Annotated in this window: 17 protein-coding genes, 1 tRNA gene and 1 riboswitch; of the genes, 4 read left to right on the top strand and 14 right to left on the bottom strand. The window is 42.3% G+C overall.

What is annotated here, in order from left to right:
• Positions 1-90: 90 nt before the first annotated feature.
• On the bottom strand, positions 91-1437 hold the full coding sequence (locus Q9R46_RS05705; protein ID WP_311279257.1) for an ABC transporter substrate-binding protein: 1347 nt from the start codon (positions 1435-1437) through the stop codon (positions 91-93).
• A gap of 367 nt (positions 1438-1804) precedes the next feature.
• Here Q9R46_RS05705 and xynC point away from each other — a divergent pair, with 367 nt between their 5' ends.
• Complete coding sequence (gene xynC, locus Q9R46_RS05700) at positions 1805-3205, top strand: glucuronoarabinoxylan endo-1,4-beta-xylanase XynC (RefSeq protein ID WP_311280955.1); 1401 nt, start codon at positions 1805-1807, stop codon at positions 3203-3205.
• A 91-nt stretch (positions 3206-3296) separates the two neighbouring features.
• Here the strand turns inward: xynC and Q9R46_RS05695 are convergent.
• The 5 genes from Q9R46_RS05695 to Q9R46_RS05675 form a co-directional block, all read right to left on the bottom strand.
• Positions 3297-3381, bottom strand: a tRNA-Leu gene (locus Q9R46_RS05695).
• A gap of 202 nt (positions 3382-3583) precedes the next feature.
• On the bottom strand, positions 3584-4537 hold the full coding sequence (gene pelA, locus Q9R46_RS05690) for a pectate lyase (protein ID WP_311279256.1): 954 nt from the start codon (positions 4535-4537) through the stop codon (positions 3584-3586).
• Positions 4538-4705: 168 nt separating this feature from the next.
• Positions 4706-5101, bottom strand: a complete 396-nt coding sequence (locus Q9R46_RS05685) for a hypothetical protein (RefSeq protein WP_311279255.1) — start codon at positions 5099-5101, stop codon at positions 4706-4708.
• 132 nt (positions 5102-5233) lie between these two features.
• Entirely contained in the window at positions 5234-6409 is a 1176-nt protein-coding gene (locus Q9R46_RS05680) for a hypothetical protein (RefSeq protein ID WP_311279254.1), read from the bottom strand.
• A 196-nt stretch (positions 6410-6605) separates the two neighbouring features.
• The gene (locus Q9R46_RS05675) at positions 6606-7169 is read right to left on the bottom strand and encodes an RNA polymerase sigma factor (protein ID WP_311279253.1); all 564 of its coding nucleotides are present in this window, start codon (positions 7167-7169) and stop codon (positions 6606-6608) included.
• A 299-nt stretch (positions 7170-7468) separates the two neighbouring features.
• Positions 7469-7600: riboswitch (cyclic di-AMP (ydaO/yuaA leader) on the top strand.
• Positions 7601-7605: 5 nt separating this feature from the next.
• On the opposite strand from Q9R46_RS05675, the gene Q9R46_RS05670 reads away from it, so the two are divergent.
• The gene (locus Q9R46_RS05670; protein WP_145329456.1) at positions 7606-8070 is read left to right on the top strand and encodes a C40 family peptidase; all 465 of its coding nucleotides are present in this window, start codon (positions 7606-7608) and stop codon (positions 8068-8070) included.
• A gap of 135 nt (positions 8071-8205) precedes the next feature.
• Here Q9R46_RS05670 and Q9R46_RS05665 read toward each other — a convergent pair whose 3' ends face one another.
• From Q9R46_RS05665 to Q9R46_RS05650, 4 genes are all read right to left on the bottom strand, one after another.
• On the bottom strand, positions 8206-8535 hold the full coding sequence (locus Q9R46_RS05665; protein WP_090924755.1) for a carboxymuconolactone decarboxylase family protein: 330 nt from the start codon (positions 8533-8535) through the stop codon (positions 8206-8208).
• 182 nt (positions 8536-8717) lie between these two features.
• Complete coding sequence (locus Q9R46_RS05660; protein ID WP_090924754.1) at positions 8718-8936, bottom strand: hypothetical protein; 219 nt, start codon at positions 8934-8936, stop codon at positions 8718-8720.
• A 118-nt stretch (positions 8937-9054) separates the two neighbouring features.
• Complete coding sequence (locus Q9R46_RS05655; RefSeq protein ID WP_110893402.1) at positions 9055-9384, bottom strand: hypothetical protein; 330 nt, start codon at positions 9382-9384, stop codon at positions 9055-9057.
• Between the two features lie 98 nt (positions 9385-9482).
• Positions 9483-10064, bottom strand: coding sequence for a xanthine phosphoribosyltransferase (locus Q9R46_RS05650; protein ID WP_090924753.1), 582 nt, complete (start codon positions 10062-10064; stop codon positions 9483-9485).
• A gap of 204 nt (positions 10065-10268) precedes the next feature.
• On the opposite strand from Q9R46_RS05650, the gene Q9R46_RS05645 reads away from it, so the two are divergent.
• Positions 10269-11327 carry a YkvI family membrane protein gene (locus Q9R46_RS05645; protein WP_311279252.1) on the top strand — a complete coding sequence of 353 codons (1059 nt, stop codon included), beginning with the start codon at positions 10269-10271 and terminating at the stop codon, positions 11325-11327.
• 148 nt (positions 11328-11475) lie between these two features.
• Positions 11476-12126: a type A chloramphenicol O-acetyltransferase gene (gene catA, locus Q9R46_RS05640; RefSeq protein ID WP_311279251.1), complete on the top strand. Its 651-nt coding sequence runs from the start codon at positions 11476-11478 to the stop codon at positions 12124-12126.
• Between the two features lie 71 nt (positions 12127-12197).
• Here the strand turns inward: catA and Q9R46_RS05635 are convergent, their stop codons facing one another.
• The 4 genes from Q9R46_RS05635 to Q9R46_RS05620 all read right to left on the bottom strand — a co-directional run bounded on the left by Q9R46_RS05635 (position 12198) and on the right by Q9R46_RS05620 (position 16472).
• Complete coding sequence (locus tag Q9R46_RS05635; RefSeq protein WP_311279250.1) at positions 12198-13322, bottom strand: glycosyltransferase family 4 protein; 1125 nt, start codon at positions 13320-13322, stop codon at positions 12198-12200.
• Between the two features lie 371 nt (positions 13323-13693).
• The gene (locus Q9R46_RS05630; protein ID WP_311279249.1) at positions 13694-14242 is read right to left on the bottom strand and encodes a GNAT family N-acetyltransferase; all 549 of its coding nucleotides are present in this window, start codon (positions 14240-14242) and stop codon (positions 13694-13696) included.
• Positions 14243-14443: 201 nt separating this feature from the next.
• Positions 14444-15538: a hypothetical protein gene (locus tag Q9R46_RS05625; protein ID WP_311279248.1), complete on the bottom strand. Its 1095-nt coding sequence runs from the start codon at positions 15536-15538 to the stop codon at positions 14444-14446.
• Positions 15539-15668: 130 nt separating this feature from the next.
• Positions 15669-16472 carry a Cof-type HAD-IIB family hydrolase gene (locus tag Q9R46_RS05620; protein ID WP_311279247.1) on the bottom strand — a complete coding sequence of 268 codons (804 nt, stop codon included), beginning with the start codon at positions 16470-16472 and terminating at the stop codon, positions 15669-15671.
• Positions 16473-16480 lie beyond the last annotated feature (8 nt).

Raw genomic sequence — 16480 nt, 5'->3', positions numbered from 1 at the left:
ACGGCTTGACGAAAGATTTGATGAACGATTGGAACAATGGAGGATGCGCCCCCTGTATGGATGCACATCCTCTTTCGAACGTTTATAATTCTATTTTCCTGCCTGACTAGCCCAGTAAGCTTGCACTTCCTCTGCCAGTCCATTCCGATCAATTACACCTGCCAAATATTTTTGCATAGATGCACCCGTTTTTGCCCAATAATCCTGTGGTAAATAATTAATTACACTGATATTCAACACTTTACCTTGATCTACATAACTACTCACTGCTTCAGATAAAATGTTACTGCTTTTCACTTTGACGTCTTTGTATGGCAGTGCCAGCCCCATTTGTGCTACAATCGCATCCTGCCCCTCATCACTCGTCACCATCCACTGAATGAATGCTTTGGCTGCAGTCTGTTGTTCTTCCGTAGAACCTGAATTATCAATAGCAAAGAGTTTCGGTTCACTGTAAGCTACTTGAGTATTTCCGTAATCTTCAGGGTTGTTGCTAATCGGAACAGGGATAATGCCAAACTCTTTGTCGCGGCCTTCCAGATTACCTATAACAGCCCATGTCCAGTCACCCATGAAATAAAAAGCCGCATCTCCTTTGGCGAAATCTGTACTATCCTTGGTGTAATCTGCCACGAGTGGATCTTTACTGCGTGCGTTGTATTTTTTCAGCAGATCGAAGGTATCAATTAATCCGTTAAATGCAGCATTGTCCGCGAGCTTCGAAGTTCCATTTTCCAAGTCTTTTACGAACTTACGATTGTCTTCCACATTCTTAGATTGAAGAGAATAGGTCAGCCCCAGATAATGCGCTCCAAGTGACCAATCTGCACCATGAAGCATGACAGGTGCTTTGCCAGCCGCCTCTACTTTTTTGAAAACAGCTTCCAGATCGTCACGAGTTTTAATGCTGTTTGGATCAAAAGAGCCACCCATTGCCTCTTCTACAACCCGTTTATTGTATAAAAGGCCATACCCCTGTGCTGTCCAAGGGATACCCAAAAACTGACCATCCAGTAGCGCTCCATCTACCGCACCAGGCTTCGTTAACCCTTCATATGTTGACTTTTCCGAATCCAGATTGAGGAATTTGTCTTTATATTGCAAGATTGTGCCTGCATCCAGATTGGCAATTGTTGCCGGATTGCCTGAAGCAAGCAAGGATTGGAACTTTTCCAGCTGCGCTCCACCAATCGGGGTAGGAATAAGCTCAATGGTTACCTCAGGATGCAGCTCATGATACGTCTTGAACAATTTCTCAAAAACACCGTTGACTTCTGCGGAGGTATTAAAAAAGGTCAATTTCACCTCTTTTGTAGCCCCTCCAGCCTGTTTGTCAGAGCCCTCTGCTGAAGAATCCGTTGTTTTACCCGAGGAACAGGCGGTAATGACCAACATCAGTATCAATACGCCAACAAACGGTACCCATGTCTTTTTCATTTCTTAACTTCCCCCCTGATGTTTGTTATGAATGCGTTTACATTTTGAATACAGCTTTATCATAAACGCTGATGATTCAATATGTCAACCGGTTGACATAAATTTTAAACAACGCTGTTATCCTATGAAAATAGCATTCGAGTCAAAAAAACATAAAAAATTACAAACAACTGCAATATATCGGGTATTTTTTACAGGAATAATATAGTAGAATTTACAAAACAAATCCTTTTTTTTATCAAAAGATCTATCCCGATCATTTCTGAGAGGATGTGATGCCTCCCTTTTCGAAGTTATGCCGAGAGATTTATTTTCTTGTCCAGGCTTTCGCAAGTCACTTATATTGAGGAGAGTGAACACATTGAAGATGAAGTTTAAATTTAAAAAATCAGTCAACCTGTTGTTAGCCTGCTTAACTGCTTTACCATTAATGTTAACCCCAACGACCGTATCAGCAGCGAGTGATGCCAACATTAACTTATCCTCACAGAAACAAGTAATCCGTGGCTTTGGCGGTATTAACCATCCCGCTTGGATTGGTGACTTAACGGCGGCACAACGTGAAACCGCTTTCGGTAATGATCAGAATCAACTGGGATTCTCCGTGCTCCGAATCTGGGTTGACCCTGATCGGAATAACTGGTCCCGTGAATTGGCTACAGCCAAGCGTGCGATTGAAAAGGGTGCTATCGTCTTTGCATCACCTTGGAACCCTCCAAGCAGTATGGTAGAAACGTTTAATCGAAACGGTGATACCAATGCAAAACGATTACGGTATGACAAATACGCTGCTTACGCGCAGCATCTGAATGACTTTGTGACTTATATGAAAAATAACGGTGTAAACCTGTATTCCATTTCCATTCAAAATGAGCCAGATTATGCTCATGACTGGACTTGGTGGACACCGCAAGAAATCCTTCGTTTTATGAAAGAAAATGCAGGTAGCATTCAAGGCACCAAAGTCATGGCTCCTGAATCCTTCCAATACCTGAAAAACATATCTGACCCCATTTTGAATGATCCGCAAGCTCTTGCTAACATGGATATTCTGGGAGCACATTTGTATGGAACACAGTTCAGCAATTTTGCTTATCCTCTTTTCAAACAAAAGGGAGCCGGTAAAGAACTCTGGATGACTGAAGTGTATTATCCGAACAGTGACAACAATTCCGCTGACCGCTGGCCGGAAGCGCTGGACATCTCCTACCACATGCACAATGCAATGGTTGAAGGCGATTTCCAAGCCTATGTATGGTGGTATATCCGCAGATCATATGGACCAATGAAGGAAGACGGTACGATCAGCAAGCGTGGATACAATATGGCTCATTTCTCCAAATTCATTCGCCCAGGCTATGTCAGAGTAGATGCTTCCAAAAACCCGGATACAAACACTTTCGTGTCTGCTTACAAAGGCAACAACCGAGTGGTTATCGTAGCGATTAACCGCGGTACATCTGCTGTTAGTCAAAAATTTGTGTTGCAGAACGGCAATGCTTCCACCGTATCTTCTTGGGTAACAGATGCTAATCGTAACTTGGCTAGTCAATCTGCAATAAATGTCTCTAACCGTGCGTTTACCGCACAGCTTCCGGCACGAAGTGTAACCACTTTCGTAGCTAATCTTACGGGTACAAGCTTTACTGCTGATGAAAACATTGCTTCCGAGTTCGAAATTGAACTTCCATTGACAGACATGGAGACTAACGTTGAAACTGACATTACCCCAGCTGTTGAACCTGCTGTTGAAGCTGTGAATCAATAAGAAATAATCAACAAAAGAAGTCAGAAATCTACTAGGAAAATATAAAAAGGTTACCTTAGAGATTAATCTCTGAAGTAACCTTTTTATGCGATGCGGTCGAGAGGACTCGAACCTCCACGGGGGGTTAGCCCACACGGACCTGAACCGTGCGCGTCTGCCAATTCCGCCACGACCGCATATATTGTGTCTTTCCAATCATTATCGGCGACAAGAAATAATATACCACGCGTAGTTTGACATGTCAACACATCTATTTATCACCAAATAAGTGCGAAACAGATATGTATCCGATTCGCACTTATCAGGCCTGCTTCAGATTAAGCTTATATATCCGTAAGTAGTGGACTTATTAGAAAATTCGGTTAAATAAACAATTTTCTACAGCTTGGACGGCCAGTTGCCGTACCATGCATAACCGCCTCTTCTTTCCTTTTCAATATCGCTCAGCTTATATTTCACAACGCCATCTCGTCCCACAAAGATCGGTTTGTCCGTACCGAGTTCATAGAAACGTGCCCAAATCGGTGATGCACTGGAATCAGCAATAATTCGGCTATCCCCATTCGCTCTCTCATACCGATAGCCTGTAATTTTCACTTTATTAAACCAGGCTTCGGCACCTTTGATAGATGCAGTGATTCTTGAATTAGCCGGTCTCGTTTTCAGAAACTTCACAATGTTCACGCTCTCACCTGCCGTTAATGAAGGCACTTCATAGATTCTGGCTCCCGCAGGTCTAAGTGAACTAGAATCATGCTGTTGTCCCCAGGCCGTTAACTTCCCACCGGATACCACCTGGGTATTCAGAATAGCATCGACTCCTTTGGAAACTGCATTTTTACTGCGATTTGCAAGAGAACTGTCGATAAAGGAGAAGTTCCCCTTACGTCCTGCGACCTCATCAAGCATGTACATCACATTAATCATCGCATCATCATTATAGGTAATATGTTTATGATAGCCGGAACTTTGATAGACTTGAGGCCAACCGCCATTGGAGTACTGCATATTAAGCAAAAAGTTGATGCCTTTAATCGCTGCAGCAGAGTATCGCGGATCATTTGTTTTTTTGAATTCACTTGCTAGCCTTCTGATTTCTGAGTATGTAGCTTTGTTATCGATCGTTGATTTGGCCCATTCACCTGACGTCTGACTGTAATCTTTTCTCCAGCCTCCATCGGGGCGCTGATTCTTTAAGATATCGGACATACTCGCCGTTGTACCGGAAGCATCAGCTGCCGATACGGTTGGTACAGGAAGAACGGCTATTCCCGCTACGGAGAATACCATTGAACACGCCAGTACAAAGGTTACTAATTTTTTTGCTTTCACTCGACAACACTCTCCCAATTCACAAATTTGATTACCTTTATAACATATATTCCAATGAAAACAATTTAAATACAAATTATGTATTTAATAAGGTTATGATATGCAATAAATATATTTTTGTCAATATACGCAACAGGACTATATAGTTTATTTATTTAATATTTTTTTTTATTTTTGCTTTAATTTATTTGCTAAAGTATAGATATCCTCGAAGTTATTGGTTTTAAGAATCATTTTCTCTGTGTCAAAGATAAGTAATGTTGGACTTTTATCGATATCGAACATTTTCACATAATTATACTTTTGCGACGTATCCCCCATACTTATAAAATTCAGCTTGCTGAAGCGAAGGGAAGACATCACTTCATCTGTATTTACAATTCCTAATAACTGTTTGTTCAACGTATTCAAGTCTGAATCCACGTTCCAAAATACATAGCCGCTATATGTTCCCTGTTGCTGCGAACGTAATTCGTTCATTGCTGCTTCTTTGTTATCAGCTGAACAGCTCGCTGTCATTACAGCCGTAAAGACGAGTAAGAAAATAATTAGTGCTTTTCTCATCGTGATAACCTCCTCGAAATAACCAAGTCATATATAATACATTAACTTACAAGCTTTAGAGGCTGCCCTCTAGCAGCCTCTTGAACATCTCATTCTACAACCTTATTCATTTTTATTCTTGCAATATATATTTTATTCACTGACTACAGAAGCCGTAAATGAAGGAATTGAGAACGAATCCGTAAATACGACATCTTGAGCAGGAATATCACCGAAATAGTAAAGTGCACCGATCTTCACCGTGGCACTACTGGAAACAGAAGTGGTCTTTCCTGCTCCAGTGATATTCGTTGTGCCTTCCAAATAATAAGCATCCAACTCCGAACCATTTTTGTTTAGGAAGTCCGTATATTGTTTATTTAATTTCCAAGAGGCGTTGGAGCCATTGGATATTGAATTGTTAGAACCTAACGGAAACGTTACTCCTACCCCAGCGCCTTTATAGGATAATTTAATCGTTACATTTTTAGGATTATTCGGATTATCAACAATTGGATATGTGAGCCCGATTGGGCCAGATGTAAAAGAGTAGTTAGCTGAAGTCGATATGATCATACTTTGGTTTTTAATGATAGTACCTTGTTTCCCATTTGAATTTTTCCAAAAGTACAGGTTTCCCATTAGTGGAGAGAACTTTAGCTGCATGGGACTAGTTCCTGTTGCAATATAATTTGTGTTCCAGAATACACCACCATACATATAGTTGCTGTATTTATAGGATTTCACAACAGGCATTTGTGCAGAAGCCAAGGCAACTTCGCCTGCTAGAGGTCCGTAATCTGTGTAAGTATCGGAATACTGGTCATCACTTCTGATCCCATTTACCAGACTTTCCAGATTAACAGGTTCATTGACTGGTGCAAATCGAATAAGTTTGTCGGTTTCTATAATCTTGGTCTCTCCACCAATGTTAATTTTCTTGGAAGTTGTCAAAATAATGTTTCCATTTGCATTCTCTTTTTCATCAAAAACGAGCCGAATCGAAGCATGACGATTTGAATCGATATCTCCTGATGCTGAAATAAGTGTTGTTCCGGTTGATTCATTTTTGTTCACGGTATATACAGTGTTTGTCAAGCTTGTACCATCCAAATCAAAGTCCATAAGTTCATCTTTCAGCGTTACTCTAAGAGTATCATAATGTGCTTTCTTTTTATAAGAACTACTGTCATATTCATATACGTTGGTGAAAGTGAATGTTTCTTCCGTTTCTGATGTTGTTGTGACATCTGCGCTGGACGTAGCGGCTAATTGTGGAACGAGTACTACAGATAAAACTAAAAATGCAGCCAACATTTTTCGTAACATGGTTATTGCTCCCTTCTACATTTTTTCTTTTTCCAAGATTCTTCGTTCATACTTTAACGTTTTTACACAGTACACTTATTTGCATCCCTCCAAATAAAGCGCATTAAAACTCTTCTTCAAAATACAGACTACAACTATATAGACAATTCATCCCACGCAAATGCAACGTTTTTCACAAAGTATTCACAATTATCTTTTAGGTTCTTTGGTTGTTGATTGTCTCCCTAACTCTTCGTCTAGCCCTTGTCAAGTAGGATCTGACGTTTGCTTCGGGTAAACTTAAAAGATGTGCGCTTTCCTTATCAGTCAAACCAAGTAAATATTTATTACGCAGAAGTTGTTGATCACGTCCGGGCAACGACTTTAGCAATTGTTCCATCCATTTAGACTGTTCTTTTCGTTCATAGCATTGTTCAGGAATTGATGAAGCATCTGATATGTTATCCATGTCGTTCTCGTTGTTAAAAATATGTATCCATAGCCTTTTCTTTTTTTGTTTTTCTACATAATTGAGAGTTGCATTGTGGACGGTTCGCATCATATAACAATATTGTTGATCCTCGGCAAGCATAAGCAAGGTTTGCTGTTTATCAAAAAGTCTGACGAAAGATTCTTGAACTAAGTCCTCTGCAGTAAATGCATCGCGAGTGATGTAATATGCTTTTTGCTTCATACTAAGATAGTTTCTCCTATACAATTTCTCAATAATATTGCTAACGCTTTCAACATTAGGTTTTACATTTGCAAGTGAGGCAGACATGGATATTCCTCCTTCTCATCTGACTTTTATTTGTTGCAAATCCAGTTATGAAAATCATAATAATAGAATAAATTACTTTTATTGTAATATAAATTCGGATTATAATCCATCTCCTCCTTTTTTTCAAAGAAATCGTCGAAAAAATAGTTACTTTTTTGTAAACACTATTCCCGTTAAATTCGACTTAGTTCTCTATAAAACCGATAATTCCGCTAACATTGAGGCTAAATGAACACCTTTAAACAGGTTTGACAATTACGCATTTATGCAATATAGTTTCAAATAGTTACAAAAACTTAATTATTCATTTGCCGAGTTTCAGGATTGAAAACGGGGGAACCATTTTGGGTGAATTATTCTTATACATAGGAAATATAGGGAACCTTCTACCGAACCCTTAGCTAACTCCGTAGGCATCGAAGGGAGAACATTGATTTTGAAAAAACTGATTATTTCCATTTTTGGGGCTGCTGTACTATTTACATCCGGGGCAACAAGCACAGAGGCAAGCACAATTAATACGATGGTTAACAATATGACAGGTATCCCGTACAAATGGGGCGGCACAACCATGGCTGGCTTCGATTGTTCCGGGTTTATGAGATATATTTTCAACAAATATAGCATTGAGCTCCCTCGCACGTCGCAACAACAAGCGAAAGCCGGAACACCTGTCTCCAAAGCAAGCATTCGTACAGGAGATCTGGTCTTCTTCAACACAACAGGTAGAGGCATCTCACATACAGGAGTATACATCGGTGGAGGTCAATTCGCACATGCCTCCAGCAGCAAAGGTGTCAGCATCACCAAGTTGTCCAATCCGTATTTCAGTGATCGTTATGTAACCGCAAGACGGGTAACAGGTCAATTTATGTATAACAAAATGTTGGGTAAGCTTTAATTGAATTTAAAGAACGGGAAATAGCCCCTGGCTACTCCTTACAGTAAAGAATGTAAAGATGATCTATAAAAAACAGGGTAATACGCCTCTATTAAAGAGGTGTATTACCCTGTTAATTTTGTTTTACTTCATCCACTAATGGAGGGCCTTCTGCACCCTCATGGCTCCCTGTGACAGAGCATGTCCGCCGCCCACTGCACCAGCGACAGCTACCGTCTCCATGATCTCCTGATCGGTCGCTCCCTTGGACCGGGCTTCCTCCACATGATAGAACGTGCACACTTCGTTATTAGCAAACAAACCGATCCCTAGCGCAATTAACTGCTTGGTTTTGGCATCAAGCACCCCCGGCTGGAAGCACTCTCCCGTAAACTCATGATATGATTTCACCACATCCGGGAGAACGTCGCTTAATGCGCCAATCTGATCCTTATAAGCATGAACTTTATCATTCATCAATGTCATGACTTGCAACACACCCTTTCGGCTGTAAATACAGCGAATTGTTCCACTGTACCTATCTTCTCTCGCGTGCGTCGCAAATATGCCTGATCCTGATGGTAATTCCAAACATTTGGTGTAGCAGACCTTCTCTTTGAGTGATATTTCCGGTAACATGAATCCGTTAAGCTAAGCACTCATGTCATTTATTCACTTAAAACACTTTGACGAGGCTCACTGAACAGCTGATAACGGTAAGACCGATCCAGCTTCACAACACGGCGATTCTGCCTGCGAATAAGTACTTGCTCATCATCCCAGGCTACCACGATGCCCGTTACATCGTTAGACTCAAGCTCATCGCGTACCACTCTTACCTTTTCCCCTGACAAACGCAGGGCATCCAATTCTGTATCACTGATCATAATTAGACTCCTATATTCAAATTTCTTTACAAAAAGAGACCTAAATGAAAAGTCATTTAGGTCTCACGTGACTGTATTGGACTGTCATGTCATTCGAAAAAAATGTCCCGACTGAGAGTTACCGCTGCGCGTGCTCTTTGCTGTCGTTCTTCTCGAACCAAAAATCAAGCACTTTGGCGGACATCACACGTTCTTCAAGGTACTCTACTTGGTGCGGTGTAAATTGTTCTTTCCAAGAGAAGGACAACTCTTCACACAAGCCTACAATCGTCAGTAATTCTGACCAGGCAACATAGCGTTTGTACCAGAAAAATTGAGGATGTTCAATCATATAGGGATAAAGGTCATCGAATTCCGTATGTTTACAATCCAGGGCACGTTCAAAATGAACTTTCGATTCCGCCAGCTTATCAATAAAAAATTGGTCTGTTGCCGGTTGGTTCCCCATGGTGTTGCCTCCTCTCCCTAACATAACCCCATTATAAAGGAAATCTAAGGCCATGCAAAGTCATACTTCAAAAATTAGGCCCAATTTCCTTCAAAAAGTCACATTTCGTTATCGTCGAATTGCACGGTGCCATTATTCAGTGAACGAATGCGCACAAGAGCTTCTACTGGAATCCCTTGCTCACGGATGGTACGGGCACCCGCCTGGAAGCTCTTCTCCACCACAACACCAAATCCCACAAGCTCTGCGCCGGAACGCTCAATAATTTTAATTACGCCGCGGGCTGCGTCTCCGTTTGCAATAATGTCATCAATGAACAAAATGCGGTCATTTTCATGAATGTATTCGCGAGATACCATAATATCCGTTACGATTCCTTTCGTAAAGGATGGTACACGTTCGCAGTAGGCATCAGGATCGGCCAGAAGCGTTTTTTTGCGGCGGGCAAATACCAAAGGTACTCCCAGTTCATGTGCTGCGGCAAAAGCAACCGGAATCCCTGATGATTCCACCGTAATCACCCGAGTAACTCCACTCTCGCGAAAACGAGCAGCAAACTCCCGTCCCATCTCCATCGTTAATGCAGGATCAATCTGATGGTTCAAAAGACCATCCAGTTTCAATACCTGATCCGAGATGACGACACCTTCTTGTAAAATTCGTTGTTTTAATACGTCCATGATTTGACCTCCCAAGCCTATCCTATGAGGTATAAAGTATCATATATCCGGCTACAAGTTCAAGCGAAATCAACCCTAAGTCCATAGAACCTGAACATTCAGAGCCGTTATCCGATCCTGCAGTCATGACTTTCATTGGTCAAGCATAACTTGTACTATGGTACCCGCATGTCCAACAATCCCGGGACCTGAAAGGGGAAACACATGAAACAGGTATTCCGGGTGCTACAGATTGCATTCACATACATCGGAACTGTTGTCGGGGCCGGCTTTGCCACAGGACAGGAAATATTGCAGTTTTTTACCCAATATGGCAAGTGGGCCACAATCACCATTGCTTTGTCCACCATGCTCTTTGTCTGGCTCGGAACCAAAATGATGCTTATTGCTCATGATACCCGTTCGCGTTCCTATGAGGATCTTAACAAACATCTGTTTGGTCACAAAGCTGGTAAATGGATCACATGGATTACTCTTATTGTTCTGATCGGTGTAAACAGCGTCATGCTCGCCGGGGCAGGTTCTGTTTTTATGGAACATCTGGGTTTGCACTACCAAACTGGTTTGATCATCACTTTGATCGGTACATATCTACTTCTGGGACGCGGAATGCAGGCTATTCTGCAAATGAACAGTATTGTGGTGCCCATGATGCTTCTGTTGTCCCTGCTTATGATTTTCAGTACGTTACATCATCCGGGTGTCTTTCGTTTTGTCACACTGACAACAGATAGCAATCCGTTTAAGGTATGGATTTCCCCATTACTTTACACTGCATTTAACCTTGCGCTCGCTCAAGCGGTACTTGTACCTGTAGGCAACCAGATTCGTCATCGCAATACATTAAAATGGGGCGGAATTCTAGGCGGGATTGGCGTAGGTTTTATGCTGATGGCAGCCCATTTTGCAATGTCGGCCCAGATGCCAGGCATCATACAGTTTGAAATCCCTATGGGAAGTATCGCTTTTCAACTGGGATGGATAGTTCAATCTGTATATGTCTCATTGATTTTCATGGAGATATTTACAACGTTTGTTGCCGACATCTACGGCATGACTTTGCAACTTAGACAACATATCGATGTTCATCCCCGGTTGATTACACTAGTCATCATGATGCTATGTTATTCGTTTAGCCAATTCGGATTCAGCTCCCTTTTATCCGTTCTTTATCCCATTTTCGGATGCATGGCACTCTTTTGGGCGGGGAAGCTCATTAGGGATCGCTGGGGTACATTTCGTGGTCGTAATAATATGAATTGAAGACGTAGATATGAGGTTGAAGCCGTTTAAATGCATAAAGTTATGGTACAATTTAAAGCAAACATAGAAAAAGGATGGGTTCTGATGAAAAAAGCAGACAACTTGGCCTCCTAAATTCGTTTTAGATAAAATTTAGGAGGCTCAAATAATGAATTTTAACAAAATTGAGTTTAATACTTGGAATAGAACAGACATATTTCATCACTATATGAATCAAAATACTTCATTCAGCTTGACCAAAGAAATGGATATAACTGCTCTGTATCAACTCATCAAACAAAAAGAATATCGATTCTATCCTGCGTTTATTTTTTTGATCACGAGTGTGATCAATTCACATCCCGCTTTTAGAACAGGTTACAATAATGATGGAGAACTAGGTTATTGGGATACATTGGAGCCACTTTACACCATCTTTGATCATGAAGCTGAATCTTTCTCTGCTATTTGGACTCGTGTTACAAAGGACTTCCATTCGTTCCAAAATGTCTGCATTTCCGATTTAGAAAAATATAAACGTTCAGGCAAGTTGTTTCCCAAGACACCTGTACCTGAAAATATTTTTTCTCTTTCGATGATTCCTTGGACATCTTTTACTGGATTCAACTTAAATATTAATAATAACAGTCGTTACCTTCTGCCCATTATTACTGCAGGACAATTCATCAATAAAAAAAATTCAATATTTTTGCCACTGTCACTACAGGTTCATCACTCGGTTTGTGATGGTTACCATGCCGGATTGTTCATGAATGCTGTTCAGGATTTAGCAAACAATCCAGAGGATTGGCTGTTGTAAAATCCGTTAACAACACAAAAGCCGCTGTATCACACTACAGCGGCTTGTTTCATATATTTGCTCTCCCAGTTTTACGCCTGAAATTGCAAGTACATTTTTTTCAAATCATTCACTGATCTTCCCAGCGAGTAAAACGTTTTGGCTTTTTCACAAGCGGAACGAGCCAGTTCATAGCGATATGCCGGGTCCAGCATGACCTTTTCCAAGGCATCAGCCAGCGCAGATGGATCTTCAGGCGGCACAAGCAGTCCGTTCACTCCATCTTCAATCTGTTCGGGAATCCCCCCCACATCGGTGCCTACAAGCGCAAGACAGCTAAGCGCCGCTTCGGCGAACACTGAACCAAAGGCTTCTGCACGCGATGGCAGTACAAACACATCAAAGAATGGCATAAACTCTTCAGGATGTAGCGTATATCCATAAAAAATCGTTTCATTATAAATTCCCAGACGCTGTGCGAGCTCTTCCAGATCGGGACGAATCGGTCCATCTCCAATAATATGAAGTACGTAATCATGTCCCCTGTCCTTTAACTCCGAACAAGCTTTAAACAAAATATCTAGCCCTTTGGCGGGAACAAGCCGGCAGACCGTTACCAGTTGCGGGACCGCATTATCATGGGGAATCGGCTTGAACCGCTTCTCATCAAAACCATTCGGAATAATGCCGATGCGATCCGGATGTTTTACATACGGGCTCAAATATCGTCGGAACGAATCAGATACCGTTAGAAGACGCTCTGCACGATACTCAAGCTCTCCGTAGATCGCCTGCAGGAATTGATGTTCCAATCCATCAGGCTCTATACGGCCATTCAGGATAAGCTCTCTCTCATAACTGGAGTGAACGGTTTGAATGAGGGGAACCTCAGGAAACACCGACTTCATGGCCAGCCCTGCAATAGGATGATGCGCATGAATCAGATCATAGGGCTTCTGGATGCGAAGCCTGGTCCACCATAGATAGTCACGATATGTCTGAATATACTTTTGTACCACAAGACTATCCTGATAGATCGTCCAGTCAAACGTATCAAACTGTACTTCCTCTCTCCCTTTGTTACGAATACGTTTCGGCAAGGAAAAAAGGTCCATCTCCCATCTTGGGCTTGCAAATCTCTCCTGCAAATAAGGAATCATAGAGGATACACCTCCGGGCTGCTCCGGAGGAAAGAATAGAGCCTGTAGCAATTTCAACGTCATTATCCCCCTTTCCATCTTCATTTCTCTTTTTCCACATTCATTTATGATATATTAGAACATATGTTCAGTAAAGCGGCTCTTGAGCCTCCAACTCCGTTCTTTACACGAAAATGTATTTTCATGCATTTTGTTGCATACCATTTATATTTATTATGACATAGAAAAGCAAGAACATCTACCGCTCTGACAACTTAATTATTGAGTCGTATATACAACATATTCAGTCAACACCACATGCAGAAGCTTATGTTTTACATTTATCTCTTCCTCGAAGGACTAAGCTGAGTATAGAAAATTAGCCGAACAAGCTAACAGCTTCCATATCCTTCCTCATGATACTCTTAACAATTCGTGACGAATTCCTTCTAAAATTCAACCGGTTTCTCGTAAATGCTGAACCCACCATGCTTACCTGTACAGCCGAATCCATTTCCTGCATAAAAAGTGTTTAACGTGACATTGTCAGCCCCGCAATCCAATCGTACGAGAGACTTATTTTCGAACTGTATGCCACGACTCGACCATTCCAATATCGATTTCCCTAGACCTGTTCGAGCATATTTTCTTCGTATGGCAAGCCGATGTAGATAGAGCGCCCCATCTTCCGCGTGGGCCTGATCTCCCCACAGCTTGAGATCCCAAGGACTTGGCTTCTGCATGAGAATGACCATTCCAGCAATCTGCGCTTCTTTTTTGAAAACAAAGACGTCCCCTCGGCGAATGGCCGAAGGTGTATCATGAGAATCTTCCCCTTGTAGCAATGCATTCCATTGGGAAGAGCCTTTACTTTTCAACCAGGATGCCGTCTCTGCAAGCAATGAGAGCACCTCTTCCGTGTCCTCCGGCTGTGCTTGAACAGCTTGAAAGCCATCATTAATGTACTGGCTGTGAATGGTGAATGTGTGTGTCATCATGTCCCTCCTATATGCTCCGGTTTCGACTGCTCGCTTCCCTTGGTTTGGACTACGTCCAAATCCAAAAGTCGCTCCCATTCGATACCATCGCAACTGCATTAATTAAAGAACTAGTCGTAATATACCGGGAAAAGTTTTTTTCGTCAAAAAAATCAATTTAAAATGCTCAAAAAAAAAAAAAGGATAAAAGGCTTTCGCCTCCTACCCTTCCATTCTGGCTTCATCAATAATCTGATTACGGTAGAGCATCGTGAGATGTAGTGAGTCGAATTCGATCTCTTTGTTTAGCTCCCTCATTAGCACTTCTACCAGCGTTTTACGCTGTTCACTTGTGCCTGGTACATCGTAATCCATATAACCTGTCAGATCGGAATGCGACGTATCGATGGTTGCTGTACCCACTGGCAGACCTCCGCGTTCCTGGACGAAAAGATCATAGATTCTGAACTCCCGGTCCCTGTTCCTTGGCATCACATAACATGCTTCTTCCGCCTCTTCCGGCTCAATCATATCTCTGTTTGAATCCAATGCATTATACTGCTCTTCCTCTTCATCTTCCTCCAGCTCTTCGGAAAAATCACGATGTACCCATTCAAGCGTCTGCAACGCGTTCCCCTGATGCCATATCCGAATGGTAATCGTATCAATGATCTCCTCATCCAGTTCCCGTACAAGCAATTCTGCCGCAGCTTCCTGTACCGTTTCATCAGGTTCTTCGTACCAGTGAATCTCCCCCTGTGCATCGGCACCATACTGTTTCAGCGTAGCCTCGGCTACCTCTTCTCCCGCAACATTATTGAATACATAGCTAGATAAGTTACGACCGGCACTGATCATCTCCATTTCCAGCAGGTGTTCCTCGTCTTCATATGTAAACGACTCATCCCGAGATGCCGGAATGATATTTACCTCGCCCGGCAAATCATCACCATAACGGCTCTCTTCATCATACAGTTCGCCTTCCATAACCGCTGTTCCCGGAGAAGACCAAAATGCCTCCTCACTTCGTTCCACTGGTTGCAGGACGGAATGCAACGTGCCACAGCTCACCAAAACTTCATAGTAGGATGCCGCCACTGCATCCGCAAGTGCACGAACATAAGCATGTACCTTATCAATAATAACCTGCTCTACTGCCTCTTCTATAGACTCCTGTTCCAGTTGAAGGCTGCCTGACAGACGTTCCCCTTCTCTGTAGATCAGTAAAAGCGAGCCTGTATATCTGCCATCTACCATAATATCCTGCACTTCACCACTTGCTGTGCGCAGATCCGCCGTTAAATCAATCTGTACCATTGACAGTCCTCCTCATTCCTAACGTATTCTCTTAGGATGCCCTTGAAGACAGTAGTTTATGAGGCAATGTACATTTTCGAACGACGATTGGGGCGATTTTCGCAGGTCAAGTAAACAAGCAACAGAAGATTTATACGGACAAAATATACTTGTGGATCGCGTGAGCAACCCCTTCATCATTGTTGGACAAGGTCACTTCATCGGATGCGGCCTTCACCTCTTCTGGAGAGTTATCCATCGCAATCCCTTTACCAGCAAACGTCAGCATTGTAATATCATTAAAATAGTTGCCGATCGCCATGATCTCAGAAGGCGCAATGCCTTTGGAATCAGCCAGCATTTTAAGCGCCGCTCCTTTGGAAGCTTCGGGATGCATCAGATCAATGAAAAAGTCGCCGCTACGTGTCATGTAATAAGGCAAGTTCCAAGACGTCCACTCGCGCTGGACCGCATCCATCTGCTCGATGGGGCCAAAAGCTGTAAACTTCGCCAGAGGTTCAGTCATATCCGCCCACCGAGGAAGCTTAAGCGGCTCAGCCAGGAAATTATAATACATCTGCCTTACCTGTAATTCCAAACCTTCGGGTTGATCTACATATAGCCCAAAGGCCGTATTGATATCGAAATGTACACCATTTTCACGGCAGTACTTCATAATAGGCTCCAGCCCCTGGGTATCCAAAGCAAACTGATGAATGACTTCACGTGTCTCAACTTGCGCAGTAACCGCACCGTTATGCGTAATAACATAACCATCCAGCCCCATCTGTTTCATAAAAGGAATCGTGTTGGCAGGGCCTCGGCCTGAACAAAGCACAATCTCTGCTCCTTGGCGCGAAGCCTGAATCAGTGTTTCTTGTGTCCATTCAGTCAATTCATGATCATCATTTAATAAAGTTCCGTCAACATCCAGTGCAATCAATTTGTACGTCATATGCTCTT

This window comes from Paenibacillus sp. RRE4 (assembly GCF_031844205.1).
Taxonomy (GTDB): domain Bacteria; phylum Bacillota; class Bacilli; order Paenibacillales; family Paenibacillaceae; genus Paenibacillus; species Paenibacillus xylanexedens_B.
Note: the sequence above shows the minus strand (reverse complement) of the source record. Positions and strands in the feature narration are given on the sequence as shown.

Excerpts from the sequence above, each read along its gene's own strand:
- Q9R46_RS05685 (WP_311279255.1), bottom strand. The coding sequence starts at position 5,101 with ATGAGAAAAGCACTAATTATTTTCTTACTCGTCTTTACGGCTGTAATG.
- Q9R46_RS05620 (WP_311279247.1), bottom strand. The coding sequence starts at position 16,472 with ATGACGTACAAATTGATTGCACTGGATGTTGACGGAACTTTATTAAAT.
- Q9R46_RS05655 (WP_110893402.1), bottom strand. The coding sequence starts at position 9,384 with ATGGGGAACCAACCGGCAACAGACCAATTTTTTATTGATAAGCTGGCG.
- Q9R46_RS05645 (WP_311279252.1), top strand. The coding sequence starts at position 10,269 with ATGAAACAGGTATTCCGGGTGCTACAGATTGCATTCACATACATCGGA.
- Q9R46_RS05630 (WP_311279249.1), bottom strand. The coding sequence starts at position 14,242 with ATGATGACACACACATTCACCATTCACAGCCAGTACATTAATGATGGC.
- Q9R46_RS05650 (WP_090924753.1), bottom strand. The coding sequence starts at position 10,064 with ATGGACGTATTAAAACAACGAATTTTACAAGAAGGTGTCGTCATCTCG.
- Q9R46_RS05680 (WP_311279254.1), bottom strand. The coding sequence starts at position 6,409 with ATGTTACGAAAAATGTTGGCTGCATTTTTAGTTTTATCTGTAGTACTC.
- Q9R46_RS05665 (WP_090924755.1), bottom strand. The coding sequence starts at position 8,535 with ATGACATTGATGAATGATAAAGTTCATGCTTATAAGGATCAGATTGGC.
- xynC (WP_311280955.1), top strand. The coding sequence starts at position 1,805 with ATGAAGTTTAAATTTAAAAAATCAGTCAACCTGTTGTTAGCCTGCTTA.
- Q9R46_RS05705 (WP_311279257.1), bottom strand. The coding sequence starts at position 1,437 with ATGAAAAAGACATGGGTACCGTTTGTTGGCGTATTGATACTGATGTTG.
- Q9R46_RS05660 (WP_090924754.1), bottom strand. The coding sequence starts at position 8,936 with ATGATCAGTGATACAGAATTGGATGCCCTGCGTTTGTCAGGGGAAAAG.
- Q9R46_RS05625 (WP_311279248.1), bottom strand. The coding sequence starts at position 15,538 with ATGGTACAGATTGATTTAACGGCGGATCTGCGCACAGCAAGTGGTGAA.
- Q9R46_RS05675 (WP_311279253.1), bottom strand. The coding sequence starts at position 7,169 with ATGTCTGCCTCACTTGCAAATGTAAAACCTAATGTTGAAAGCGTTAGC.
- catA (WP_311279251.1), top strand. The coding sequence starts at position 11,476 with ATGAATTTTAACAAAATTGAGTTTAATACTTGGAATAGAACAGACATA.